25 protein-coding genes and 1 tRNA gene are annotated in these 25,788 nt (G+C 65.2%); 5 read left to right on the plus strand and 21 right to left on the minus strand.

The features are described 5' to 3' along the window. Window positions 1-22 precede the first annotated feature (22 nt). From trxA to ACZ5WT_RS06425, 10 genes are all read right to left on the minus strand, one after another. Window positions 23-346: a thioredoxin gene (trxA, locus tag ACZ5WT_RS06380; protein WP_464286542.1), complete on the minus strand. Its 324-nt coding sequence runs from the start codon at window positions 344-346 to the stop codon at window positions 23-25. Between the two features lie 78 nt (window positions 347-424). Then, on the minus strand, window positions 425-3,850 hold the full coding sequence (gene addA / locus ACZ5WT_RS06385; RefSeq protein WP_464286543.1) for a double-strand break repair helicase AddA: 3,426 nt from the start codon (window positions 3,848-3,850) through the stop codon (window positions 425-427). After that, a complete protein-coding gene (gene addB / locus ACZ5WT_RS06390) occupies window positions 3,847-6,867 on the minus strand; it encodes a double-strand break repair protein AddB (RefSeq protein WP_464286544.1) in 3,021 nt (1,006 codons plus the stop codon). Before addB ends, addA begins: the two co-directional genes overlap by 4 nt. Beyond that, window positions 6,864-7,556 (minus strand): nucleotidyltransferase family protein, encoded by a 693-nt coding sequence (locus tag ACZ5WT_RS06395; RefSeq protein ID WP_464286545.1) that lies wholly within the window; start codon window positions 7,554-7,556, stop codon window positions 6,864-6,866. Before ACZ5WT_RS06395 ends, addB begins: the two co-directional genes overlap by 4 nt. A 257-nt stretch (window positions 7,557-7,813) precedes the next feature. After that, entirely contained in the window at window positions 7,814-10,261 is a 2,448-nt protein-coding gene (pheT, locus tag ACZ5WT_RS06400) for a phenylalanine--tRNA ligase subunit beta (protein WP_464286546.1), read from the minus strand. Between the two features lie 11 nt (window positions 10,262-10,272). After that, window positions 10,273-11,313, minus strand: a complete 1,041-nt coding sequence (locus tag ACZ5WT_RS06405) for an ASCH domain-containing protein (protein WP_464286547.1) — start codon at window positions 11,311-11,313, stop codon at window positions 10,273-10,275. Window positions 11,314-11,315: 2 nt separating this feature from the next. After that, window positions 11,316-12,446 (minus strand): phenylalanine--tRNA ligase subunit alpha, encoded by a 1,131-nt coding sequence (gene pheS, locus ACZ5WT_RS06410; RefSeq protein WP_464286548.1) that lies wholly within the window; start codon window positions 12,444-12,446, stop codon window positions 11,316-11,318. Between the two features lie 218 nt (window positions 12,447-12,664). Then, window positions 12,665-13,066 (minus strand): 50S ribosomal protein L20, encoded by a 402-nt coding sequence (gene rplT / locus ACZ5WT_RS06415; RefSeq protein WP_303987126.1) that lies wholly within the window; start codon window positions 13,064-13,066, stop codon window positions 12,665-12,667. 20 nt (window positions 13,067-13,086) lie between these two features. After that, on the minus strand, window positions 13,087-13,287 hold the full coding sequence (rpmI, locus tag ACZ5WT_RS06420) for a 50S ribosomal protein L35 (RefSeq protein ID WP_035099236.1): 201 nt from the start codon (window positions 13,285-13,287) through the stop codon (window positions 13,087-13,089). Between the two features lie 137 nt (window positions 13,288-13,424). Beyond that, entirely contained in the window at window positions 13,425-14,192 is a 768-nt protein-coding gene (locus ACZ5WT_RS06425) for a dihydrofolate reductase family protein (RefSeq protein ID WP_464286549.1), read from the minus strand. 26 nt (window positions 14,193-14,218) lie between these two features. Between ACZ5WT_RS06425 and ACZ5WT_RS06430 the strand changes: the two genes are divergently transcribed. Further along, entirely contained in the window at window positions 14,219-14,524 is a 306-nt protein-coding gene (locus ACZ5WT_RS06430) for a hypothetical protein (RefSeq protein ID WP_464286550.1), read from the plus strand. A 49-nt stretch (window positions 14,525-14,573) separates the two neighbouring features. Here the strand turns inward: ACZ5WT_RS06430 and ACZ5WT_RS06435 are convergent, their stop codons facing one another. After that, a complete protein-coding gene (locus ACZ5WT_RS06435; protein ID WP_464286551.1) occupies window positions 14,574-16,085 on the minus strand; it encodes an MFS transporter in 1,512 nt (503 codons plus the stop codon). An 86-nt stretch (window positions 16,086-16,171) separates the two neighbouring features. Between ACZ5WT_RS06435 and ACZ5WT_RS06440 the strand changes: the two genes are divergently transcribed. Further along, window positions 16,172-16,714 (plus strand): TetR/AcrR family transcriptional regulator, encoded by a 543-nt coding sequence (locus tag ACZ5WT_RS06440; protein WP_464286552.1) that lies wholly within the window; start codon window positions 16,172-16,174, stop codon window positions 16,712-16,714. Window positions 16,715-16,720: 6 nt separating this feature from the next. Here the strand turns inward: ACZ5WT_RS06440 and ACZ5WT_RS06445 are convergent, their stop codons facing one another. After that, complete coding sequence (locus ACZ5WT_RS06445; RefSeq protein WP_464286553.1) at window positions 16,721-17,560, minus strand: glycosyltransferase family 2 protein; 840 nt, start codon at window positions 17,558-17,560, stop codon at window positions 16,721-16,723. A gap of 111 nt (window positions 17,561-17,671) precedes the next feature. Between ACZ5WT_RS06445 and ACZ5WT_RS06450 the strand changes: the two genes are divergently transcribed. Both ACZ5WT_RS06450 and ACZ5WT_RS06455 read left to right on the plus strand, forming a co-directional pair. Beyond that, window positions 17,672-18,091, plus strand: coding sequence for an Hsp20 family protein (locus tag ACZ5WT_RS06450; RefSeq protein WP_464286554.1), 420 nt, complete (start codon window positions 17,672-17,674; stop codon window positions 18,089-18,091). A gap of 15 nt (window positions 18,092-18,106) precedes the next feature. Continuing rightward, complete coding sequence (locus tag ACZ5WT_RS06455) at window positions 18,107-18,394, plus strand: DUF1150 family protein (RefSeq protein WP_464286555.1); 288 nt, start codon at window positions 18,107-18,109, stop codon at window positions 18,392-18,394. Window positions 18,395-18,466: 72 nt separating this feature from the next. Here the strand turns inward: ACZ5WT_RS06455 and ACZ5WT_RS06460 are convergent, their stop codons facing one another. The 9 genes from ACZ5WT_RS06460 to ACZ5WT_RS06500 all read right to left on the minus strand — a co-directional run bounded on the left by ACZ5WT_RS06460 (window position 18,467) and on the right by ACZ5WT_RS06500 (window position 24,662). Beyond that, entirely contained in the window at window positions 18,467-18,934 is a 468-nt protein-coding gene (locus ACZ5WT_RS06460) for a PTS sugar transporter subunit IIA (RefSeq protein ID WP_464286556.1), read from the minus strand. Between the two features lie 47 nt (window positions 18,935-18,981). Next, window positions 18,982-19,557, minus strand: coding sequence for a ribosome hibernation promotion factor (locus ACZ5WT_RS06465; protein WP_464286557.1), 576 nt, complete (start codon window positions 19,555-19,557; stop codon window positions 18,982-18,984). A 314-nt stretch (window positions 19,558-19,871) separates the two neighbouring features. Further along, window positions 19,872-21,392 (minus strand): RNA polymerase factor sigma-54, encoded by a 1,521-nt coding sequence (gene rpoN, locus ACZ5WT_RS06470; RefSeq protein ID WP_464286558.1) that lies wholly within the window; start codon window positions 21,390-21,392, stop codon window positions 19,872-19,874. Between the two features lie 115 nt (window positions 21,393-21,507). Then, window positions 21,508-22,266, minus strand: a complete 759-nt coding sequence (lptB, locus tag ACZ5WT_RS06475; RefSeq protein WP_464286559.1) for an LPS export ABC transporter ATP-binding protein — start codon at window positions 22,264-22,266, stop codon at window positions 21,508-21,510. Next, window positions 22,263-22,718, minus strand: coding sequence for an LptA/OstA family protein (locus ACZ5WT_RS06480; RefSeq protein ID WP_464286560.1), 456 nt, complete (start codon window positions 22,716-22,718; stop codon window positions 22,263-22,265). The genes lptB and ACZ5WT_RS06480 overlap by 4 nt, the downstream gene beginning before the upstream one ends. Further along, window positions 22,715-23,356 (minus strand): hypothetical protein, encoded by a 642-nt coding sequence (locus ACZ5WT_RS06485; RefSeq protein WP_464286561.1) that lies wholly within the window; start codon window positions 23,354-23,356, stop codon window positions 22,715-22,717. Before ACZ5WT_RS06485 ends, ACZ5WT_RS06480 begins: the two co-directional genes overlap by 4 nt. A gap of 16 nt (window positions 23,357-23,372) precedes the next feature. Then, a complete protein-coding gene (locus tag ACZ5WT_RS06490; protein WP_464286562.1) occupies window positions 23,373-23,987 on the minus strand; it encodes a ribonuclease D in 615 nt (204 codons plus the stop codon). A 160-nt stretch (window positions 23,988-24,147) separates the two neighbouring features. Continuing rightward, a tRNA-Leu gene (locus ACZ5WT_RS06495) sits at window positions 24,148-24,232 on the minus strand. A gap of 67 nt (window positions 24,233-24,299) precedes the next feature. Beyond that, window positions 24,300-24,662: a GFA family protein gene (locus ACZ5WT_RS06500; protein WP_464286563.1), complete on the minus strand. Its 363-nt coding sequence runs from the start codon at window positions 24,660-24,662 to the stop codon at window positions 24,300-24,302. Between the two features lie 144 nt (window positions 24,663-24,806). Between ACZ5WT_RS06500 and ACZ5WT_RS06505 the strand changes: the two genes are divergently transcribed. Further along, on the plus strand, window positions 24,807-25,787 hold the full coding sequence (locus ACZ5WT_RS06505; protein ID WP_464286564.1) for a complex I NDUFA9 subunit family protein: 981 nt from the start codon (window positions 24,807-24,809) through the stop codon (window positions 25,785-25,787). Window position 25,788: the final 1 nt, after the last annotated feature.

Below are 25,788 nucleotides of genomic sequence, written 5' to 3' on the forward strand. Positions count from 1 at the left end.
GTGTCAGATCGATCGGGTCGAATTAGGCCGAATGGCCCTCGAGCCACTTGGCCAGGCCCGCCTTGGGGGTGCCGGCACCGATTTTCATGTCGGCGGCTTCACCGCCCTTGAACAGGATCATGGTCGGAATGGAGCGCACGCCATACTTGCTGGCGGTACCCGGATTGTCGTCGACGTTGAGTTTGACGATCTTGACCTTGCCGGCCAGCTCAGTCGAAAGCTCGTCGAGCACGGGTGCGATCGCGCGGCATGGCCCGCACCACTCTGCCCAGAAGTCCACGAGAACGGGCTCCTTGGAGTTGAGAACTTCCTCGCCGAAGGTGGCGTCGGAAACGTGAGTCGTCATGGTATTTGCCTTTGGGTTGAAAGCGGCGGTCTCTGTGCGCCTAAAGCTGGGAAGAGTCCAGCATCGGCGCAAGTGGAGTCACCGCATGGTGAAGCCCTTTGTGGCTGACGCCAGCAATTCTGGCGGCAGAAACATCAATGATTCCAGTCGTGTCCATAGTACCGCCGCACGCACGGGCCGTCCGGGGAAAAGCTGACCTGCAACCAACGCATATAATCCGAGCTGGGAAAGATAGTTCCCCGGCACATCCGCCGGAGAGGTGGGCACCGATGCGTCGGACTTGTAGTCGACCACTGTTACACCCGAGTCGTCAATCACCAGCCGGTCGATGCGGCCGGCGAGGCGCACATCTTCCCCATCCCGGATCGCCTCGACCAGGAACGGCACTTCGGCCCGGCTGCCCGGGCCGAACATGGCCTGCAGGTCCGGCTGCGCCAGGATCGACATGGCCTTGTCGCCGATGCGCTGGTGGTGCTCGGGGGCACTGGGCAGCAGGGCCTCAAGCGCCTTGGTCACCACGACGGGCCACAGGGCAGGGTCGATCCGCCCCAGATGCTGCAGCAGGGCATGCAGGGCAATGCCCTCCCGGCGCGCCAGGTCGGCGTCGCGCACCTGCTCGGCAAGGCTGTCCAGCGCCTGCATCGGCGCCACATGCCCGCGCGCGGTCGAGGGCGAAACGATGGCCGGGGCGGGGTGCCAGGCCACGGCATCCAGCGCCAGGGGCGGGTCAGTATGCGGTGCCATGGGGTGCACGGTGCCCGCCGGCAGGGGGGCGATCCGTTCACGCGGATAGACCAGCGCGACTTCCCCGCCATCCTCGTTGACCTGGCTTTCCCCCAGGGCGCGCAAGGCGGTCTCGATCACGTCATACCAGCTGCCGGCCAGCTGCTTGGCGGCGTCGGAACCCGGCGTCAGCGCCCCGGTGACATAGAGCTCGTCCTCGGCGCGCGTCATGCCCACATAGAGCCGGCGCCAATATTCGGCGAGAATATTGTCGTCCACCGTCTGCTTGAGCGGCAGCGTGACATCGAGATGCCCCGCCGTGCCGCTGGCATGAATCAGCAGCGGGCCCGGCGCCTCGGCGATCACATAGACCGGCTTGCCCACCATCTGCATGCGCGGCTTGCTGGTGGCGTCAGCGAGAATGACGATCGGGGCCTCAAGGCCCTTGGCGCCATGCACGGTCATCACCCTCACGCCGCCGCCCGCCTCGGGCAGTTCGCGCTTGATGCTGCCCTGCCGCTGCCGCATGCCGGTAACAAAGCCCTGCAGCGATGGCTGTTGACCCTGTTCATGGTCCAGCGCCAGCGCCAGGAGTTCAGCCAGCACGTCATCGACTTCCGTGCCCAGCCGGGCGTGAAACCGCTTGAGGCCGCCTTCGGCATAAAGCACCTGCGCCAGAAACTCATAGGGACGCTCGAAGTCGAGCTCGCTTCGCCAGCGCGTCAGCCGCTCATAGGCCTCCCCGCAGCTGGGCACGGCGCAATGGCCAAGCGCCTGCCACAGCGTCTCGCCCCTGCCGCGCGGCTGGGCCAGCGCATGCAGCCCGTCCTCATCCACATCAAACAGCGGCGAGCGCAGCACCGAGGCCAGTTGCAGGTCGTCGCCTGGATTGAGCAGCACGTCGCACAGCGCCAGCATATCCATCACGGCAATATGGCCGGTCACCTTGAGCCGGTCGGCGCCGGGGGTCGGCAGATGCGCCAGCCGCAGGGCCCGGATCACTTCCTGGAACAGCGGTCCGCGCGACTGCACCAGAATCAGCACGTCGTCGGCAGTGATGGCGCGGCCGCGCCCGGTGAGGGGGCGCTTGTCGGCAATCCAGCCGGCGATCTCGCGCGCGATCCGCTCGGCCACTTGGCGCGGCGCGGTGCGTTCGGTTTCGAGTGCGGTGGTCGGCCATTCGGCGCCCGGCGCGTCGTCCGAGGCCTGCTGCACCGGCGGCCACAGCGTCACGCTGCCGCCGCGCATGGTGCGTGCAGTGTCGTGATGCACCGGCTCGGATTCGAGCAGGGCCGCCTGGATCGCCGGATTGGCGCTGACCAGGTCGACCGCATCGAGAATTTCGGGAAGCGTGCGGAAGCTGGTCCGCAGCGGCACCAGTTCGAAGGGTGCCTCAACCTGCTCCGCCAGCTTGCCATAGCTGCGCCCGGTATCGCCGAACAGCGCCGGCTCGGCCCCCTGGAACGAATAGATCGACTGCTTCTGGTCGCCCACGGCAAACAGCGAGCGCGGCCGGGTCACGGCGCCATCCCCGGCGAAGTAATCGCCCGTAATGGCTTTGACCACGCGCCACTGCTCGCCATTGGTGTCCTGGCTTTCGTCCACCAGAATGTGGTCGATCCCGGCATCGAGCTTGTAGCGGACCCACTCCCCCGATTCGTGCTCGAAGAGGTCGGCCAGCTTTTCCACGAGGTCGTCAAAGTCGAGCAGGGAACGCGCGCGCTTGCGGGCCTCATAGTGCTTGGCAACCGCCGTCACGATATCGAGCAGGGCATGGCTGCGCTCGATGAGCCGCGCCGCCTGCCGCGCCTCGGCAAGGGTGGCCAGCCGTTTGGCCTCGGCAACCAGGATATTGGCCAGGTCCGGATCGGCCGTCGTCACCGCCTTCACCGGGAAGCGCGCGGGCACGGCATCTTCGGCGGTGAGGAAGGCGCGCAGCCAGCCTTCGGGCGCCGGCGCGGCCGGATCGAGGGCGGCGAGCTTGTCCTGCAGGCTGCGATTGCCCCCCTTGGGCGGGCAGATGGCAAACAGGCGCACCAGTTCGGCGCTCCCCACCAGCCGCTCGCTGATGATCGCCTGCGTCAGGTCCAGCGCCGATCGCGTGCCGCCCGCCAGCTTTTGCAGGTTGGCGCGGGCGCGGGCGGGATCGGTCAGCACGGTCTTGAGCTTGCGGCCATCGGCCAAAGCCGCGTCGATGGCGGTGCGGATCTGCTCGTCGCTCAGGGTCTCGAACAGCGTTTCAACGGCACCGGCTATGCCAATGCCTTGCGCCATAACAGTTTCTCGTGCCGAGAGCAGTAGCGCGGCACGCTCGTCATCCTCGATGACAGAGAAGTCATAGGGCACCCGCGCCTCAAGCGGAAACCGATGCAGCACCGATTCGCAGAAGGCATGGATGGTGACGATCTTGAGCCCGCCCGGCGTTTCGAGCGCCCGGGCAAACAGGGTCCGCGCCCGCTCGCGCAGGGAATGGGGATAGCCCTCACCCTCAATATCGATGAGCGCCTTGTCGAGCGCAGGCTCGTCAGCCACGGCCCACAGTGCCAGCGCATCGGCCACGCGGCGGCGCATTTCGGCCGCCGCGGCCTTGGTATAGGTCAGGCACAGGATGGCCTGCGGCTCGACGCCGGCGAGCAGCAGCCGCAGCACCCGGCGGGTTAGCACGAAGGTTTTGCCCGATCCGGCATTGGCCGACACCCAGATCGACCAGGCGGGATCGGCGGCGCGGCGCTGGTGCTGGCTGGTATCGTAGGGGATCTTGAGAAGGCCGCGTTCGCTCATTCGCCGGCCTCCTCGCCATCGACAGCGGTCCATTCGGCGACGCGGGCCAGGTGATCGTAGCTGCCGGCAAAGCGCTGCCCGGCCAGCGGCATCAGGCGCGACGGCATGGGGGTGTCGCGAAGCAGGAAATGCTCGACATGTCGTTGCATGCGTTGAGAAATTTCGTCTGCGGCATCCATGATGTCAAAGCCCTCGGCGGGAATGAAGGGTTTTGGAATGAACGCATCGGGGCCCAGCCCGACCTTGATATAGGTCAGCGCCGAGGTGGTGGCCGAGCCGATCCCGTCGAGCTTGCCGGCCCGCCCCATCTGCGCTTCGAGCAATAATTGAGGCGCCTCAAAGGCTTGCATGGTGCCCTTGGAGGGGGGGGAGCCGGTCTTGAAGTCGATGATCTCGAGCGTGCCGTCGCGGAGCTGGTCGACGCGGTCGGCGCGGCCGCTGAGGGTGAAATCCTCGCTGAGCATCAGCGTCCAGCGGCCGTCGATCTCGGCATGTCGTTGTTTTACCAGCACTTCTCTTGCGCGCTCGAAGTCGAGGAACTGCTGGGCGGCGGTGGAGAAACGGCGCAGCCAGATGTCGCGGCGCTCGGCAATGGCGTCGAGCCCGGCGAATTTCTCTCGCGCGATGGCATTGAGGATATTCAGCGCGTCGGGCGCCATAACCGCATGGCCCGCCTCGATAAACGTGCCGAAAATGTCGTGGATGATGGTGCCGCGCTCGCGGGCATCGGGTGCTTCACCCAGCGGATCGAGCGGGCGAAGTCGCAAGACGTGCTTGGCGTAGATATCGTAGGGCGAACGCATCAGCGTTTCGATTTCGGTGACGCTGAGGGCGCGCGGGCGCTGGATCGCCGGGGGATTTGGCAGGGGGCGTTGCGCCGGAACCGTGGATTCGACGGCGTCGATGCGGCGCGCCTGTTCAAGCCATGCCTTGCCGCATGCTTGCCAATTTCTTGCAGATTTCTTGCCCGCGAAGGCTTCGAGCCGCTGCATCAGGCGCGACGCGATGGCCGGGCTCGCCCCAACGCGGTCGGCATAGGTGACGATAACCTCCTGGCTGCCCATCCCCTGCGCGAAATCGTGGGCCGCGAGACCCTGCAACCGCTCGGGTGGCTGCAGCCCGGCGGCGAGGCGCATGCCCCGGCTGAGCCAGGGGCCGGGATCGGCCGGTTCGGGCCACTTGTCTTCGTTGAGGGCAGCGAGGATCAACAGGTCCGGATGCATCAGGCGGGCTTCGAGCTGCCCCCAGATGGCGATATCGTCGCGATGCTCCTCGTGGCTGCGCACCTGGAAGCCAGTGAGCAGGGCGGCGAGAACGCCATCGAGCTGGAACGGGGCGAAGCGATGCCCCTCGCCGGCCTGGGCGGCCATCTGCCCGGCCCAGTCATTGAGCTCCTTGCGGCCGGGAAGCTCGGCGCCTTCGGCGACCACGGCCAGGGCGGCGCTGAGCGCGGCGGCGAAGGTGCTGGAATCGATCAGCGGCTGGGCCATCAGGCTGCGCAGCGGCTGAATGGCGGTTTTGATGCGGGTCAGCAGGTCATCGATGGCGCGGCCATCATCGGGGGTGAGGCGGCGGGCGGGATATTTGGTCGTGCCGTCGAGATTGGCGGCGAGCAGGACGCGCAGGCCGGCAATGCCGGGATTGGCCCGCTGCCCGCGCAACAGGCCCAGCTCAACCAGATCGGCCAGCCGGGTGAGGGCGCCGCGGGATAGCCCGAACCGCGCAGAGCGGTTGCGCAGCAGCGAAATGAGATCGACCGGCATGCAATCATTGGCGGCCAGCGTCAGCACCTGGCGCAGCAGGCGGCCGGCCGGCGACTGGAACAGCGGCACGCCGGCGGCGTCATCGACCACGATATCGAAGCGCTGCAGCTCGGCGGCAATGCGGCGGGCGAGGTTGCGGTCGGGCGTGACGATGCCGACGCTCTTGCGCCGCGACAGGGCATCGCGGGCGGCCAGCGCGATGGCGCGGGCCTCTTCGTCCTCGTTGCGGGCGCGGATGACGGTGAGACCCTGGCTGGCGGCCTCCAGTTCCTCGGGGGAGAGGCGGGTGGTGGCCCAGCGGGCGGTATGCTTGGTGAGGGCCAGCGCGCGATTGACCAGCAGGGTGCGGGGCGCGACCTCGGGGGCCAGCTCGGTCACGTCCTCGATCAAAAGGCCCAGGCCCGCCAGCAGCCGCGCCAGACCATATTGCGGGTGGCTGTGCGGATTGTTGGCGGGGTCGAGCAGGGCGGCGTGATCGGATTGATCGAGCCCCTTGTCGAGCCCCGGCAGCACCACGGCGCCGCGCGGCAAGTCGTGAATGGCCTTGAGCAGGCGCGCGGTGGCGGGAATCGAGCCGGTGGAGCCCGCCGCAATCACCGGGCGGTCGCCATAGACGAGGGGCGCCGCCATGGCCTGCCGGTCGAGCCGCTGGCCGCGCAGCGCCACCATGTCGGCCAGGTTGCGAGCGCGCAGGCGCTCGGGCCAATAGGTGAGGGCGATATCGAGGAAGGACAGGGTCTGCTGCCAGTATTCGCCAAGCCCGGCCGCCATTTCGGGCACGATGGAGCGGATATCGGCGGGGCTGCGCTCCTCGGTCAGCAGGTCATCGATGAGCAGGCCGAGCGAATCGGCCATGGAGAGAATTTCCCCGGCCGTGGGCGGGCTCGAAAAGGCGCGCTGCCCGGCGGGCGAATTGGCCCAGGCCGCGACGAGGCTCGACAGCACCAGCCGCCGCTCCAGCGGGCTGGCGGGGGGCAGCGTGGCGGGCGCATCGAAGGGCGGCAGGAATGGCTCCTCGTCCTCGCTCTCGCCGCCAAACGTGCGGATATCGGGCAGCAGACCCCGATTGTCGGGATGTTTGGCAAAGGCATCGGCTAGCGCGAGGCGCGCGCGGCGTGTTGGCACCACAATGGTCACGTCGCTCAGCCAGAAGGGTTGGCTGCGATCCCAGCCGGCCAGCAACGTGCCATCCATCACCTTGTCGGCGAGGACGGACAGAAACCGGACATGGGGCGCGATGGTGAAAAACGTCATTGGGCCAGCAACCGCTCGGTTTCGGCCAGGGCGGCGGGATCGCCGACATGGAACCAGGGCGCGTCCAGCACCACTCCGTGCAGGGTTTCCCGCTCCAAGGCGGCCTCGAACAGGTCGTTGAGCGAGAAGGCGCCGTCGGGCGTGTCTGCGAAGAGGGCTTTGCCGAGCAGGGCGACGCCGGCATAGATGACGGGAGCGCCATAATCGCGGGTGATCTCGCCGCGCGGCGATAGGCAGAAATCGTGGCTGCGCCCGAAGCCGGTGGCGTTGCGCGGGTGCACGCAGAGCAGGATGATGTCCTCGGGGCCGGTATGGCGCGCGATCATCCGCGCGAGCGGGGCGTCACTGCCGGCGGGCCAGAAGGCATCGGTATTCATCACCAGGATCGGGTCCGAATGCAGCATGGGCAAAGCCCGCTTCACCCCGCCGCCGGTGCCCAGCAATTCCTCCTCGCGGCTGACCTTCAGCAGGCCGCCGAAATGGGCGAGGATCTGGTCGGCGCGGTAATGCGCATTGGCCACGAAACGCTTGGCGCCCTCGGCCTGCGCACTGGCCATGATGCGTTCGATGAGGGGGATTCCGGCCACCGGCACCAGCGGCTTGGGCATGGTTTCGGTGATGGGCCGCATCCGCGTGCCCAGGCCCGCAGCCAGCAGCATCACGTCGGGGAATCGGGGTGTCTCACTCATGGGGGGATATGAGCGGGTGGGGTGGGGGAAGGCAAGGGCGGGGGGCGCTGTTGGCGCTCTCAGTTGGCTGCCCCAGCATTTGCAGTCGACTCCCTCCCCCTTGTGGGGAGGGATCAAGGGTGGGGGTGGGTTGGCTCCGATATCGGGGCTCCCGTACCCCCACCCTGCTCGATGACGGACTTAGCTGGCGCTAAGTCCTATCTCGCTTTCCCTCCCCACAGGGGGGAGGGAGAGTGCGGTGGGTGGGGAGAGAGTACTTAGGTCCGCAGGACGCCGCCGCTGGTCTTGGTGACGGCGGCGATGATGGCGGAGGAGACTTTTTCGATGTCTTCGTCGGTCAGCGTCTTGTCGGTCGGCTGCAGGGTCACCGCGATGGCGACGGACTTCTTGCCTTCCCCAACATGGGCGCCTTCGAACACGTCGAACACGGTCACGTCCTTGATCAGCGCCTTGTCGGCACCACGGGCGGCGCGGAGGATGGCGGCGGCAGTGACGGATTTGTCGACCACGAAGGCGAAGTCGCGGCTCAAGGGCATCAGGGCCGACAGGTCGAGGGCCGGCTTGGTGCGCGTGGCCTTCTTGCGCGGCTCGGGCAGGGCGTCGAGGTCGATCTCGAAGGCCGCGACGGGGCCGTCGATATCGAGCTTGCTGGCCCAGGCGGGGTGCAGCTCGCCGAACCAGGCGAGGGTCTTGGGACCCTGCGCGACGCGGCCGCCGCGGCCCGGATGGCTCCAGGCGGCGGGTTCGGCCAGGACCTGCATCTTGTCGATATCATAGCCCAGGGCGTCGAGCGCGGCGGCAAGGTCGGCCTTGGCGTCGAACACGCCCACGGCCTCGGCCTTGCCGGTCCAGTGGCGGCCGGCGCCACCCAGCTTGGCGGTGCCGGTGCGAATGCCCGATGCATAGGTGTGCTGGCCTTCGGGCGCATCGCTGAGGAACACCTGGCCGACTTCGAACAGGCCGAGATCGGGAATGCCGCGATGGGCATTGCGGCGCGCGGCGGCGAGCAGGCCCGGCAGTAGCGAGGGGCGCATGTCGGTCATGTCGGAGGCAATGGCATTGGCCAGCTGCAGCGCTTCACTGCCGCCGCCGAACTGGGTGGCCTCGTCATGGGAAATGAACGACCAGGTGACAGCCTCGTCCAGACCCCGGGCGGCGAGCGCGCGGCGGGCAATGCGGCGGCGGTTCTGGATCGCGGTCAGCATGCGCGGCGCGACGTGGTTGAGGCGCGGCAGCGGCTCGACGGGGATATTGTCCACGCCCACCATGCGCATCACCTCTTCGACGAGGTCGGCCTTCTGGGTGACGTCGGGGCGCCAGCTCGGCACTTTGACGCCCCAGACCTTGACCCCGTCATCGGCCGCCATGGTGGCCTGCGTGACGACCGGCTGGAAGCCGAGGCGCTCGAGAATGTCGCGAATGCGGTCGGCGGGCACGTCGAGCCCGGTCAGGCGGCGCACTTCGGCCAGCGGGAAATCCACCACCGTATTGAGGTAGACGTCCGCGCCGGAGAAGACCGGCTGCATCGGCTCGCCCCCGCACAGCTCCAGCACGAGGCGGGTGGCGAGTTCGAGGCCCGGCTCGGTGAGGGCCGGATCGACATTGCGTTCGAGGCGGTAGCGGGCATCCGAGACGATGCCGGTCTTGCGGCCGGTGCGGGCGACCAGTTCCGGATCCCAGCTGGCGCATTCCATGAAGACGTTGACGGTGTCGTCGGTCGAGCTGGAGCGGATTCCGCCCATCACGCCGCCCAGGCACAGCGGGCCAGCATCGTCGGCGATGATGGTCATGCTCGAATCGAGCGGGTAGATCTTGTTGTCGAGCGCGTCGAGCGTTTCCCCGGCGCGGGCATTGCGCAGCACCGGCTGGCCCTGGAGTTTGTCGGCGTCATAGGCGTGCAGCGGCCGGCCCCAGCCAAGCGACACCAGGTTGGTGATGTCGACGATGGCGTTGACGGGCCTGAGGCCCACGGCGCGCAGGCGCTGCTGCAGCCATTCGGGCGAGGGGCCGTTCTTGACGCCCTTGATCAGACGGCCGCCGAAATTGCGGACTGCCTTGGGCTCGTCGGCGGCAAACTGGTGCGGCAGGGCGGCGATGGGGCTGGGGCCGGCAGAGGGCACCGGGCTCATGTCGGTGGTCTTGAGCGTGCCCAGGCCGAAGGCCGCGAGATCGCGCGCAATGCCATAAACGCCCGTCGCGTCGCCGCGATTGGGGGTGATGGAAATGTCGAACACCACGCCATCAATGCCGGCGAAATCGACATACTTCATGCCGACCGGGGTGTCCTCGGGCAACTCGATAATGCCGTCATGGTCGTTGCTGAGTTCGAGCTCGGCATTGGAGCACAGCATGCCATTGGAAACCTGGCCGCGGATATTGCCCTTGCCGATGGTCATGTCCTTGCCCGGGATATAGGTGCCGGGGAAGGCGAAGACGGACTTGAGGCCCGTGCGCGCATTGGGGGCGCCGCAGACCACGTCGATCAACTCGCCGGTGCCGGCATCGACCTTGCAGACGCGCAGCTTGTCGGCATTGGGATGCTGTTCGGCCGAGACGATATGGGCGGTGACGAAGGCGCTGAGCGCGGCGCCCTGATCTTCCACGCCTTCAAGTTCGAGGCCGATCATGGTCAGCGTCTTGCCGATAGTGTCGGCCGACGCTTCGGTATCGAGGTGTTCCTTGAGCCAGTCGAGGGTGAACTTCATTTTATCGGCCTTTAACGGAAGTCGCTGGCGGAGCCGGTGATGGCAGGCAGCGCAGAAGAGATTTTGAACAGTTCGACGAGGACATTGGCAAAGCCGCGGGCATCATCGATGGCTTTGTGGGTGTGGGCGATGTGCCCGTAAAATTCGGCCGGCAGCTTGCTCATGCCCCAATCGAGATAGGGCGCGCCGCGCAGGGTTCCGGCCATGGTATAGAGGCAGACGCCGCCCCCACGGAAAATCTGGCGGCTCTTGAACGGCCCGCTCAAGACGCGGGTGCCGGCGAACTCATCGAGATAGTGGTCCATCCACAAGCCATCAAAGATCATCGGCGCGGCGACGAAGACTTTCGGGCCGGGCAGGCTGTCCACCCAATCGGCAAAGCGCGGCATGACGACGGCGGGCTCTTCGGCATCGGTGGTGGCCGCCGCCCAGGCTTCGGGCTGGGTCGCCCACCAAGCCATGGTCTGCTCATTGGTGGTGCGATCGGGGCGCTGCAGAAGTTGGGCTTCGAACTCGCCATGGGGCGTGCCGTCGGCCGCGATGGCCACCGAGGCAAAGCTCAGCATGGAATTGTGCAGCGGCGTGGGCCCGTCGCTTTCGATATCGGTGACGATGAAGATCGGCGTCGCCACGCGATTGTAGAGCGGCCGCCCGGCGGGCAGCACTTCCACCAGTTTGAAGCGCTCGCAGGCTAGCTCCATCGCGGGATCATAGCCGCCATTGCGGGCGAAATAGGCCTCGTGCTCGGCGCGCCACTTGGCATAGGGGCCCTCGCCTTCGAGATCGCTGAAGGCAGAGGTGACCTCGTCGAAGCGCATGATCTCGACCGAGAGCGTTTCGATGACGCAGGCGGGCTCGCCCGCCCCGTTCAGCACCACATCGCGCCGACCGGGGACCGGCAGGGGTTCCTTGTCGCCGAAATCGCGAACCGCGCCGCAGGTGGCCGTCTTCTTGCCCGCCAGCACCAGCGCGAGCAATTCATCGGCCAGCTCCGGGGAATCCCCGAAGCTGAACGTGACGGCATTGGCATAGTGGGGCGGGAGAGCGGCCATTGTTAGCTCGACAGTCCGCCGAACAGGGTCGGCAGGTCGAGGGGACGGAAGCCGTAATGGTCGAGCCAGCGCTGGTCGCCGTCGAAGAAGGCGCGCAGGTCCGGCATGCCGTATTTCAGCATGGCTATGCGATCGATCCCCATGCCCCAGGCAAAGCCCTGGTAGACGTCGGGGTCGAGCCCGGCATTGGCAATGACATTGGGGTGGACCATGCCGCAGCCCAGGATTTCCAGCCAGTCATTGCCTTCGCCGATCTTGACCTCATTGCCCGAGCGATCGCACTGCACGTCGACTTCCATCGACGGCTCGGTGAACGGGAAGAAGCTGGGGCGGAAGCGCAGGGTGACGTTGGGCACCTCGAAATAGGCCTTGAGGAATTCCTCGAGCACCCAGCGCAGCTGGCCGATATGGGAGGACTTGTCGATGACGAGGCCTTCCACCTGATGGAACATCGGGGTGTGGGTCTGGTCTGAGTCATTGCGATACGTGCGGCCGGGAATGACCACGCGGATCGGCGGATCCATGCGCGGGGTCAGGTAGCTGGCGGCAGGCTTTTCGTTGGACTTCTGCATGACGCGCATCTGCACCGGCGAGGTGTGGGTGCGCAGCACCTTTTTGACGCCATCGGCGCCCGGCTTCATGAAGAAGGTGTCGTGCATTTCACGCGCCGGGTGACCTTCGGGGAAGTTCAGCGCGGTGAAGTTGTAATAGTCGGTCTCGATATCGGGACCTTCGGCGATGGAGAAACCCATGTCCGAAAAGATCGCGGTGATTTCGTCGATGGTCTGGGAAATCGGATGGATGCGGCCCTTCGCGGTGGGGGCGGCCTGCAGCGGCAGGGTGATGTCGACGGTCTCGGCCTTGAGGCGCGCGTCGAGCGCAGCGGCCTTGAGGGCGGCGCTCTTGGTCTCGATCAGGCCGGAGATTTCCACCTTGAGGCCGTTGATGGCCGGGCCCGCGCTCTTGCGATCCTCGGGGGCCATGGAGCCGAGCGAAGCCAGCAGCGCCGAGACGCTACCCTTCTTACCCAGGGCGGCAACCCGCACGGTATCGAGGGCCGCTTCGTCGGTCGCGGCAGCGATGGCGGCCGAAAGTTCGGCGCGGAGGGTGTCGATCTGGCTATCGAGGGACATCGAAAACTCTCATTAGGCCTCATCCTGAGCCTGTCGAAGGACAAGGCCGTGGCAGGCTCGGTGTGACCGACCTCGTGGTTCGTGCTTTGACAAGCAGCAGGCTCGCCATGAGGTCTCAGGGAATGCGGTGCGGCGGTTAGATCAAAACAAAACGCCCCGCGCCAGCCCTTTCGGGGCAGCGCAAGGCGTCAATTTGACCTCAGCAGAGCTGGGGAGTGTTAGGCGGAGATGCGCTCGTGCGTCGTCTTTTCGACGGGCTCGAGATACGCAAGCGCTGCCTTGGCCTTGGCGACCAGCACGCCGAACGCTTCGGGCTGGGTGATCGCGAGATCGCTCAGCACCTTGCGGTCAACGGCAACCTCAGCCTTGCTGAGGCCGTCGATAAATCGGCCATAGGTCAGTCCGTAATCACGCACTGCTGCGTTGATACGCTGGATCCACAGAGCGCGGAAGTTGCGCTTCTTGACGCGACGGTCGCGGTAAGCGTACTGGCCGGCCTTTTCGACGGCCTGCTTGGCGATACGGATCGTAGACTTGCGGCGGCCATAATAGCCCTCTGCAGCCTTCAAAACCTTCTTATGACGGGCGTGGTTGGTAACGCCTCTTTTAACGCGTGACATGTGTCAGCTTCCCTTCAGCGTTAGCGGTTGTACGGCATGTACCACTTCACCAGACCCTCGTCGCCCTTGGACAGGATCTTGGTGCCGCGGTTGGTGCGGATGTACTTTGCGTTGTGGTTGATCAGGCGGTGGCGCTTGCCTGCGACGCCTGCCTTAACGCGACCGGTCGCGGTGAAGCTGAAGCGCTTTTTGGCGCCAGACTTCGTCTTCATCTTGGGCATTTTGCGGGTCCTTTAGAGTAGTTCGGATGGATTTGGGCCCATCGCATTCAGAGACCGCCACGGCATGCCTTTTGGCCGGGCGATCCGGAGAAGTGGGCTCTATAGGGGGAATCCGGCGAGGTGGCAAGCCCCGCAGCCTAATTGCGCCGGGGTTCGTAGACGAGATTGACGCCTTGCCCCGACCGGCTGGCATGAATGAGCTCAAGATCGACGGGAAGGCCACCAGTATCGGCAAAAATCTTGACGCCGGCGCCGATCAGCACCGGCGCGACCTGCAGGAACAGCTGGTCCACAAGGTTGGCGCGCAGCAGGGCCGAACCCAGCGTGGGCCCCAGAATGACAACCATTTTTCCATTGGCCTTCGCCTTTGCCTGCGCCACGGCGGCGGGCAGGTCGTTGCCGTCAGCGAACAGGTAGCGCGGATCGTTGGGGAACGGCCGACGGGTGACGACATATTCGGGAATGTCGTCGAGCCCATAGGCCTTGGGAACTTCGTCCCAGCCAAGCGAGATATCGTAGCCGCGCCGGCCACCCAGCGTGCAGCCGATATTGGCCATGACCTCATCGACGAGCGCATCGCCTTCGACCGGGCCGGGGTCGCCACCCATCATGAAGCCGAGGCTGTCATTCACGTCGGCGGCAAAGCCGTCGAGGCTGATCGCGGTATGCCAGATGACGCCATCGTGCTTGAGCATGACTTCCCCATTGCCGGTCAAAGCCCGTCTGCGCAACCGCGTGCCGCCGCTCGAATGGCGCGGGGGTTGGGACTGGCCGGTGCCGGGCGATAGTTGCGCCGCGCCACCGCCGCCGTCAATGCGGCAGCCCCGGGAGGGACGGGGCCGTGCTGAAACTCTTTCGGCCGCCACCCCGTATTTTCTTTCGAGCTCGAAACCGAAGGCAGCCATCACCCGCTTCAACAAAGGACTTCATCATGACCATGCTTAGGATCATTGCCCTCTCCGCTGCGCTGCTTGCCGGCGTCTCCAGCACCTATGCCAGCGAGACCATGGATGTCGATTCGCTTGGCGCCATCCAGTCGGCCTGGGGCGCGACCGTGCTGACGGTCAATGCCAACGAGGCCCGGTTTCTCGCCATCGACAATGACGTGACCTCGGTGCGGGCCCGCATCATGAACAATCCCCACCTGCTGGCCAGCATCGAGCGCCAGGGCTTCATGCTCGACCAGATCGTCGGGGTCAGTGGCGACGAAACCAGCCTCACGCTCTACGCGCGCTGAGCTCAAGTCATCAGTCAAAGGCCGGCCCCCGGGGCCGGCCTTTTTGCGTCTAGTGGGCAGCGGTGCCGGGCGCTGGGTCCTGATAGTGGCGCAGCGCATAGAGCACGCCGATGGACAAGAGCCCGATCAGGCTGGCCGCGGTGAGCAGCACCAGCGCATGGGCGTCGGAAAAGGCCAGACGCGCCGCATCGGCCAGCGCTGCCCCGTCGGAGCCGCCCAGTTGGCTCGCGGCGGTCATGGTTTCGCCGATCGAATGGCTGGCGCTGTCCGGCACCGCGATGCCGGCCGGCAGGCGAATGGAGGCATTGTAGCTGGCCGTCAGCAGCACGCCGAAGAAGGTGATGCCCAGGCCCGCGCCCAGTTCGTAGCCGGTAGCTTCGAGCGAGCCGGCGGCACCGGCCTTTTCGATCGGGGCGCTGCCCATGATGGCGATCGATGAGGCGGTGAGGCCGACGCTGAGCGAAAAGCCCAGCGCCACCATCAGCGCGATCACCCCCAGGCCCGGATCGTGGAAGTCGCTGAGGCCGAGCCCGCCCAGGCTCGCTGCGGCCACGGCCAGCGACAGCACGGCCACGGCGCGCAGCCCGACAATGCTGGTGAGATAGCCGGCCAGCGGCCCGCCCAGCGCCGAGGCAATGACCAGCGGCATCATGAAGAGGCCCGCTTCGAGCGGCGAGCGGCCGACGACGAATTGCAGCTCCTGGGCGATGGTCAGTTCCACACCGGCCAGCGACCCCGAAACGACGAGCGCGATCACCATGCCCATGCTGATGGCGGGGCGGGCGAACAGGCCGAGATCGAGCATGGGCGAGGCCGAGCGCAGTTGCTGGCGGGCGAAATAGGCCAGCAGGGCCAGGCCCGCGAGCAGCGTCGTGCCGGTGACCACCAGCGAGCTGCCGCTCTTGAAGCCGGACTTGATGGCATAGACGGTTGAGATCAGGCCCGCGATCAGGATCAGCGCCTGTCCGATGGTCCAGTTTCCGCCGCCGGCCGGCTTGCGGCGCGGCACGGTAAAATAGACCAGCGGCCAAACCACCAGCATGACCGGCACGTTGATGAGAAACACCGAGCCCCACCAGAAATGCTCGAGCAGGGCGCCACCGGCCAGCGGGCCCAGCGCGGCACCGGCCGAGCCGACCGTGCCCCACAGGCCCAGCGCGATGGCGCGCTCGCGGCCATCCTCAAACGTCTGGCGGATGGTGGCCAGGATGGAGGGCATGACCATGGATGCGCCCAGCGCCAGCACCACGCGGGCGCCGATCAGCATGGCAGCGCTCGGGGCAAAGGCGGCGGCGACCGAGGCGAGGAGGAAGATGGCGAGGCCGGTCAGCAGCATGCGGCGGTGGCCGATCTTGTCGGCCAGCGTCCCCATGGGGACCAGCAGGCCCGCCATCATCAGCGGATAGATATCGATGATCCACAAGATCTCGGTGCCCGTGGCGCCCAGTGCCAGCGTCAGCGAGGGCACGGCGATATGCAGGATTGTCATGTCCACCACGATGGGCACAAAGGCCATCATGACGGCGAGCAGGACCAGCCAGCGGTTACGGGGGGATGACATCAAAGACCTCTCGGCGATTATCTACGCTATTGAGTTGCAGGGGAGGCGGATATATATCCGTCCGGACGGTCTGAAAAGGGGTAAAAATGGGACGCCGCCAGACAATTGATCGGGGGCACTTGCTCGATGCGGCCGAACAGGTGGTGCTGCGCGATGGCCCGTCGAGCCTGACCATCGATGCCGTGGCCAAGGAGGCCGGGGTCAGCAAGGGCGGCGTGCTCTACGCCTATTCCACCAAGGATGCGCTGATCGAGGCGATGATGGCGCGCGTGGTGGCCAATTACGAGCGCATGGTGGCCGAGTATATGGCTGCCGCGGGCGACCGGCCCAATGCCGCCGTACTGGCCCATGTCGATGCCAACCGGCGCGAAGAGGCGAGCGAGAATGCAAGGGCTATCGCTCTGATGGCCAGTTTCATCCGCGCCCCGGAGTACCACGCCAGCAGCGTTGCCTTCTATCGCGAGCTGTTTGCCCATGCCGACATGACGACCGAGGCCGGCCGGCGCATCCGGCTGGCCCTGTTGGCCACCGAAGGCGCCTTCGTGCTGCGCGGCTTTGGATTGCACCCGTTCAGCGATGCCGACTGGCAGGCGATCCACGAGGATATCGTGGCAATCCTGCTGGCCTGAGACGCGCTAGCGGTTGGCCAGCATGGGTTCGAGGTGATCTTCGAACAGCAGGCCGGGCCGGGCGGCGAGGGCGGCTTCGTAGGCGGCCTCGGCGGTAAGCGAAATGGTGAGGAAGGCGGCGACGCCCTCCACCTCGGCCTGCGGCAGCCCATAATGGCCTGTCTCCAGCCGGCGCAGGATCTCGCTCTTCGAGGCGATCATGCCGGCGGCGACATTCTTGCCATTGCTCATCGAGCTGGCGCGCTTGATGTAGTCATGCAGCGGCGTGCCCAGATGCAGCGAGGTTCCGGCGGTGCGGTAGAGCTGCAGCAGGAATTCGAGATCGGTCATGTTGCTCATGGTCGGATCGTAGCGGCCATCGGCGCGGCGGCGATCCCAGACCAGCATGGAATCCATCGAGAGGCTGAGCCATTTGTGGCTGGCCGGGGTGCAGACCACATCCGCGCCAGCCCCGACATAACGCAGGTGCTCGAATCGGTCGGTCATCACGTCGAGCGCCGTCGACACAATGGCGTGATCGGCGAGGCCCGCGACGGCCAGTTCGAGCTTGCGGGGCTTGAGCCGGTCATCGGCATCGAGGATGGCCGCGTAGGGGGCGCGGATCTGCTCCAGCGCCACATTGCGCGTGTTGGAGGCGCCGCGGCCCAGCCCGCCGCTCGACAGGAAGCGGATGCGGGGATCGGCAATGCCGGCCTGGGCGAGGAACTCGGCGTAGTCGAAGCCGTCATCGGCGATCAGCCACAGCTCCCAATCGGGATAGGTCTGATCGAGCACGCTGCGCACCGTGGGGACGATGGTATCCTGGGCCTTCCAGGCCGGCGTGATGACGGCGACGGTTCTGTCCATGCTGCACCCTTGAACGGGAGACTGGCTTGTCCCATATCTGCAACTGGCGCGCGATGCCAAGCTTTGACGGGTCCGCGCCGATACGTTGCTTGATACTCAAGGACGGCGTGGATGTCGCGTATTTCGGTGTTTTCCGCCCCATTTCTCCTCGGCTTCGATAGCTTCGAGGAGCGTGTCGACCGGCTGGCCAAGTCCGCCGACGGCTACCCGCCCTATAATATCGAGCGCACCGTTGATGCCGAAGGCACCGAACGGTTCCTGGTCTCCATTGCCGTCGCCGGCTTTGGCGCCCATGAACTCGAGGTTCTGTCCGAGGACAATCAGATCATTGTCCGCGGCAAGCAGAAGGATGAACCAGGACGCGAGTTCCTGCATCGCGGCATTGCCGCAAGGCAGTTCCAGCGTTCCTTCCTCCTGGCCGATGGCATGATCGTGAAGGATGCAACTTTAGGGCATGGTATGCTCGTTGTTGCTGTAGAGCGTCCTCGGATGCCCAAGATCGCCCGACGTATCGATATTCGCTCAATTTGAGGAAAGGGCCGACCGATGTATGAAAAACGAAACAGCGACGCCCCTGAAGAGGCGCTTGTTCATCCGCTCAAGATGTTGACGCGCGCCCAGTTCGCCGCGCTCGGCGGTGACGCAGTGGTCTATGTGCGCCCGGTCCGCGGCGCCATCCTGTCCGCCATGATCAAGGACACCCAGTTCGACGACACCGCCGACTACCAGCTGGTCATGTCCGCCGATGGCACGCCCCTGCTGGTGACCGACACCGAAGACGCGGTGGAAGAATGGCTGGGCGACAAGAATTTGGGCATGGCGACGCTGCACTAGCGCCGACTGCCCCGCCAATGAAAAGACCCTCGGGCGCCAGGCGTCCGAGGGTCTTTGAATTTCAGGGACAGATCAGGCTGCGACGTCGGCCGCGTCTGAAGAGGTCAGCACCGCCCGCAGGCGGGCCGGATCATCGACGCTGCGCAGCTCTTCGACCACGCTTTCGGTGCGCAGCAGGCGTGCCACGCGCGAAAGGGCCTTGAGATGGTCAGCGCCGGCCCCGGTGGGGGCCAGCAGCATCACCACGATGTCGACCGGCTGATCGTCCACCGAATCGAATTCGATCGGGTGGTCGAGCCGGGCGAACAGGGCGGTAACGCCTTCAAGCCCCGCAATCTTGCCGTGGGGAATGGCGATGCCATTACCCAGCCCGGTGGACCCCAGTTCTTCACGGCTGGTGATCGCATCAAGAATGTCGGCGGCCGGATGTCCGGTCAATTCTGCCGCGCGCTGCGCAAGATCTTCAAACAACTGGCGTTTTGTCTTCACGGCGGTGCAAGAAAGCACTGCTCGTTCAGCCAGGATATCGGCCAATTCCATAATTCTGTCCTGAGATCAACTTCGCTGAGTTTGGCTGCGGGATGTAATCAATTTGTCCCGAGGGCCGGATCAATCCAGCCAATATTGCCGTCAGGGCGGCGATAAACCACATTCAGCCCTCCATGTCCAGCATGGCGGAACATCACAACCTGGGCACCGCTCAGATCCATGTCCATAACCGCCTCCTCAACGCTCATCTGGCGCAGGTTTTTGGTGGTCTCGGCAATCACTGGCGGCGCGTAGTCGGCGTCCAGTTCGTCGAGCTCATCGCCCGAGCCCAGCACGGTATATTGGACGGTCATGTCTCCGCCCGCGCCGGTGGCGCCGCGTGGCCGCTGCTTGAGTTTGCGGTTGTAGCGCCGCAGGCGCTTTTCGATGTTGAGCGCCATCAATTCATAGGCGCTGGTCGCGTCGCCGCCCTTGGCACTCGCCTGCAGCGTTGCGCCCGAATCGAGGTGCACAACGCAGTCGGCGCGAAAGCCGATGCCATCGGGGGTGAGGGTCAGATGCCCGTCATAACCGCCATCGAAATACTTCCCGACGACGGCCTCGAAATGGTCCTGCGCCTTGCCGCGCAGGGCATCTCCGACATCCATGTTCTTTCCCGAAACGCGTAAAGTCATGGCTTCCTCTTCCTTGTGTCGTTCTGATTCGACGCCAAGATTCCGAAAAGCCGGTTCCCGGTTTTTCGGGATCACGTCTGCACTCTGCCCCTAACATGTGGGCAGCGCACACCTGCGATGCTAGACCCGCAGGTATCGAGGGGCAATGTGGAACTCCCCCAACAGGGCCGTTTATCCTTTGGACTTCGCCCGCCATTGGCACTAGGCTTCGCCATCTTCCAAAATTGACGGATCTGCCTGGGCGGGGAACCGGCCGAGGTCGCAGGTTTTTGCGCTGTGCCACGTCTCGTGGGAGCTGGCGGGCGAGCTGCCTGTTAGCCGTTGTCCTGCAGGTTTTTCTTCTGCCGGCGTCGGATCACCGAGGAGGGAATGTTCATGCCCTCGCGGTATTTGGCGACGGTGCGGCGGGCCACGTCGATTCCCTGTTCCTTCTTGAGGACCTCGGCAATGGTGTCGTCGCTGAGAATATTGCTGACCGCTTCGGCATCGATCAGCTGGCGGATGCGGTGGCGCACCGCCTCGGCCGAATGCTCGCCCCCGCCATCGCTGGAAGCAATCGCCGTGGTGAAGAAGTATTTCATCTCATAGAGCCCGCGCGGCGTGGCCATATATTTGTTCGACGTCACCCGGCTGACGGTCGATTCATGCATGTCGATAGTTTCGGCGACCATTTTCAGCGTCATCGGCCGCAAATGGGCAATGCCGTGGGTGAGAAAGCCATCCTGCTGGCGCACGATTTCGGCCGCCACTTTCAAAATGGTCTGCGCGCGCTGGTCGAGGCTCTTGGTCAGCCAGTTGGCGGTGGCCAGGCACTCCGACAGGAACGCCTTTTCGGCGGGGTCGCGGGTCTTCTTGGTCACCGTGGCATAATAGACCCGGTTGACCAGCACGCGCGGCAGCACCTCGCTGTTGAGTTCGAGCTGCCAGGCGCCGTCCGGGCCCCGGCGCACGAACACATCGGGCACGACCGATTCCACCGGGCCCCGGTCAAAGGCCAGGCCCGGCTTGGGATCGAGCTGGCGGATTTCGGCCAGCATGTCGTTGAGGTCTTCGCGATCACAGCCCACGGCGCGCATCAGCCTGGCCATGTCATGCTCGGCCAGCAGGTGGATATGCTCGAGCAGCGCCATCATCATCGGATCGAGCCGGTCGCGGTCGCGCAGCTGCAGGGCCAGGCATTCGGGCACCGAGCGGGCAAAGACCCCGATGGGGTCGCACCCCTGCAGCACGTCGAGCACCGCCTCGATATCGCCGAGTTCGGCGCCGAGCTGGTCGGCCAAAGCGTCGAGATCGGCGGTGAGATAGCCGGCATCGTTGAGGCTATCGATCAGGTGGGTGGCGATCAGCCGGTCGGCAGCGGTGCGCAGCAGCATATTGGCCTGCCGCTCCAGATGCTCGCCCAGCAGGGGGCGCGCCGCGACGAACTGGTCGATATCGGGTGCTTCCCCGCTGGCGCTGGCGCCGGCGCGGTCCAGCCGGCTTTGCGGGTTGAGCTGGTCCTGCGCGCTCTGGTCGGGAAAGACGTTCTCGACGGCCGTGTCATAGCCATCGGCAATTGAATCGGCATCCTGGATGCGCTCGCCGCGATCGACGGTATCCTCATAGGCGCTGATCTCGGTCGAACGCTCGGGCGCCTCGGCCGGCTCTGCCGATTCAGACTCACCGGGCTCGCTGCCGTCCTCGCGTTCGAGCAGCGGATTGACCAGCAATTCGGCATCGACCAGTTCGTTGAGTTCGAGATGGCTGAGCTGCAGCATGCGGATGGACTGCATCAGCTGCGGCGTCAGGGTCAGACTCTGGGTCTGACGAAACTCCAGCCGCGGCGAAAGTGCCATTCTATGCGAAATCCTGTGCCCGTTTTCCGGGCGGGACCATGACCCAATTCGCTGGGGTGAGCAAGATTCGGGCCAAGTTTACCGGCAAGTTTTGTGCCAAGTCTGCGCGGCAGTGCTACAGCTCAAAACCCTCGCCGAGATAGACGCGGCGGGCGTCGGGGTCGGCGCTGATGGTTTCGGGGCGGCCCTGGATCATCACCTTGCCGCCATGGATGACATAGGCGCGGTCGACGAGGCCGAGCGTTTCGCGCACGGCGTGGTCGGTGATGAGAACGCCGATGCCGCGCCGGGTCAGCTGGCGCACAAGACCCTTCACTTCGGCAACGGCGATGGGATCGACACCGGCAAAGGGCTCATCGAGCAGCATGAAGACCGGATCGGCGGCCAGCGCCCGGGCGATCTCGACGCGGCGGCGCTCGCCGCCCGACAGGGCCAGCGCATTGGCCTTGGCCAGGTGCTGGATGGAGAATTCCTCCAAGAGCGCCTCGAGCCGCCGCTGGCGCTCCTTGCGGCCCTTCACGTGGTTTTCCAGCACCGCCAGGATATTGCCGCTGACCGTCAGCCCGCGGAAAATCGACGGTTCCTGCGGCAAGTAACCAATGCCCAGCTGCCCGCGCTGGAACAGCGGCAGGCGGGTAATGTCGTGGCCATCGAGGCTGATCGTGCCGGCACCGGGTTTGACCAGCCCCATGATCATGGTGAAGACGGTGGTCTTGCCCGCCCCATTGGGGCCGAGCAGGCCCACGGCCTCGCCGCGCCGCACCGCGATCGACACGTCGCGCACGACGACGCGCTTGCCAAAGCTCTTGGCCAGGCCATGCGCCACCAGCCAGCCGGTCTGGTCGATGCGCGTTGTGGAGCTGGCGTCACTCATTGGGAGGTAAACACCCCGGTGACGCGGCCGCCGCTGCTATTGCCGGTAAAGGTCGAGACATTGGTGGCCAGATTGACCACCAGTTCCCCCGCCCCGATCGTGCCGCTGGCATTGACCACCGAGACATTGCCGGTGAGCCGCATCATCTGGTCGGCGGGCGTGAACACGGCGCGTTCGCCGGTGGCCACCTGATCCTTGGTCTCGAGCTTGACATTGTCAGTGGCGACGAAGCTCTCAATGTCGCTGGTGCCGCCCTCGCCATAGACGGCGACGACCTTGTTGGCCCACACTTTCACATTGGGATGAACCACCACGACATTGCCGGTGAACACCACTTCCTGGGTCTTTTCATCGACCGTGAACAGGTCGGCGGTGATTTCGACCTTTTGCTGGGCAAAGGCCTGGGGAATCGGCAGGCAGAGGGCGAGAACCAGCAGGAGACGCTTGATCATGATTTGTCCTTGGGCCCGGGTGTGTCGGGCAGGGTGACTGCCGCCCGCTTGAATGTCCAGACGAGGCTCACCGCATCATACTCAATGCCGTCGGCCTCCAGATGGGTTCCATCGTCATAATCGATAATGACGGGGCCGTTGCCGACCAGGGTCTGTGTCGCGAAGTCAAAGACCGAATCGTGGATCGTGCCCCGCGTGCCCAGCGAATTGGCGACATAGGCCACGTCGGCGATCTCGACCTGCTGGCGGATCGTATCGAGCACCGCGCGCGGCGCCTGCACGGTCATGATGACCCCGTCGAGCTTGGTCATGGTCAGGGAGGCCTCGATCAGCGCGATGCGCTCGGTGGCGTCGGCCTGGGCCTCGGCCGAAATGGCCGAGACGTGATAGCCGGTGCCGTCATCTAGCAGGCCCGCATATTCGGGTGCCACCACCGTCACCATGTCCTGGGTGAAGGCGATCTGGTTGACCCCGAACCGGCTGCCCAGGCTGGCGACATAGATCTGCCCGACCAGAATCACCAGCGCGACGACCCCGAGGGCCGGCACGGCAAGGCGCAGCAGGCTCACCAGCCGGTTGCGCGCCTGCAGTTTTCGATAGATCGCTGCGCGCTGGTCGGCGTCCGCATGCAGGGTCATGGCCGCTCCCGGGGGCTCAGCTATGGGCGAAAATGTCGGTTTCTTCCCAACCGTTCAGGTCGAGCTCGCAACGCGTCTTCAGGAAATCGAAGCAGGACTGCGCCAGCTCCATCCGGCCCTCGCGCTTCAGCATGCGATCGAGATGGCGCTTGAGATCGTGCAGGTAGAGCACGTCGGAGGCCGCGTAATCGAGCTGGGCGTCGCTGAGCTTGTCCCCGCCCCAATCCGAGCTCTGCTGCTGCTTGGAGAGGTCCACATTGAGCAGCTCGCGCACCAGGTCCTTGAGGCCGTGCCGGTCGGTATAGGTGCGCACCAGCTTGCTGGCGATCTTGGTGCAGTAGACGGGGCCGGTGACCACGCCGAACCGGTTGCGCAGCGCGGCGACGTCGAATCGCGCGTAGTGGAAGATCTTGGTGACATTGGCGTCGCCGAGCAGCTTGACCAGATTGGGCGCCTCGGTGGCGTTCTGCGGGATCTGCACGATATCGGCGCTGCCATCGCCGGGCGAAAGCTGCACCACGCAGAGACGGTCACGATGTGGATTGAGGCCCATGGTCTCGGTGTCGATCGCGACCTCGCGGCCATAGCGAGAGAGGTCGGGCAGGTCGCCGCGGTGCAGTCGGATGGCCATGTGCGTTCTCTGAAACTTGCCTAAAAATGCTGGCAACTCTGATGGCACAGCATTGGGGCCATGGGAAGACGGCGGGGCCCATCGGCCGGGATGCCATCCCAAGCGGACGCCAAAAACCAAAACCCCGGCCGCGACTTGCGTCGTGACCGGGGTTCAAAATTGGTGCCCAGAAGAAGACTCGAACTTCCACACCTTGCGGTACACGGACCTGAACCGTGCGCGTCTACCAATTCCGCCATCTGGGCTGCGAGGGTGTGAATATGGGCGTCGCGGATGGATGTCAACGGCGATTTTGCATTCTTTTCAAAACCATCACCAGTTAGCCCCATCCCAGTGCTTGATTGCGGCGGGATCGATGGCCGGCGCATCCTCCAGGCAGTGGATATTGATCATTACCAGCTCGTTGCCCTTGCCGTCCGAGCCGCGCGCGAACGATTCGATGCCGCATGTCTTGCAGAAGAGGTGGTCGATGGTTTGGGTGCTGAAGTGATAGACGGCCAGATTGTCCTCACCGCGCTCGAGGGTAAAATCGGCGGCGGGCAGCGACTGCATCACCCAGCCCAGACGGCGGCAGCGTGAGCAGTTGCAATCGCCGGGGGAGGCGAGATCGGTGGTGGCGGTATAGCGCACGGCGCCGCAATGGCATTGACCGTGATAAGTGGCGGTGGCGGGCATGATGGGGACTTTCTTGGGAAGTGCGTGAACAAATCAAGAACGAATACCCGCCAGAGTCAAGTGCCGCCGCGCCCGCAGCCCTCGACACAGCCGCCTGCTCTGGGCTAGAAGCGGGAAGATTTACGCCTGCTTCCGGAGCTCAAGATGGATCGCATCGAACCCAAACTCGTCACCGTATTCGGCGGTTCGGGATTTGTCGGTACCCAGATCGTGCAATTGCTGGCGCAGCGCGGGCACCGCATCCGGGTGGCGGTGCGCCGTCCGGACCTGGCACTGCATGTCAAAATGTATGGCAGCGTCGGGCAGGTGCAGCCGATTCAGGCCAATGTGCGCAACATGGCTTCGGTGCAGCGCGCGGTGGCCGATTCCGAAATCGTCATCAACCTGGTGGGTGTCCAGCATTCGCGCGGCAAGCAGTCGTTTGATGCGGTGCATGCCGAAGGTGCCGGCAATATCGTCGCCGCGGCCAAGGCCGCCGGCGTTGGTTCGCTGGTGCATGTCTCGGCACTTGGCGTCGACCAGGCCGCCGGGGTCAGCCGCTATGCCGCCAGCAAGCTGGCCGGTGAAGCCAATGTGCTCAAGGCCTACCCCAATGCCGTGATCCTGCGCCCGTCGGTGCTGTTCGGGCAGGGCGACGGCTTCTTCAACCTGATGGGCGCGCTGTCGCGCATGTTCCCGCTCTTCCCGCTGGTTGGCGGCGACACCCGCTTCCAGCCCGCCTATGTCGGCGACGTGGCCGAGGCCGTGGTGCTGGCGGCTGAAGGCAAGGTCAAGACGGGCCGCATCTATGAGCTGGGCGGGCCGCAGGTGGAAACCAATCGCGAACTGGTGGAGCGCGTGCAGCGCGAAACCATGCGCATCCGCCCGCTGGTGCCGCTGTCGGCCGGCCTTGCCAAGTTCCTGGCCCTGCCCTTTGCCATCCTGCCGATCAAGCCGCTGATCACCAGCGACCAGGTGGAACTGCTGGGCGTCGACAATGTGGTGTCGGATGCCGCTATCAAGGACAAGCGCACCTTCGAGGCCTTCGGCATCACGCCGACGGCGATGGATACGATCCTGCCAAGCTACCTCTACCGCTATCGCAAGAACGGGCAGTTTGCCCGTCAGGTGTCTTCGGCGGCCTAAG

The organism is Devosia sp. T2-14, from assembly GCF_055397495.1.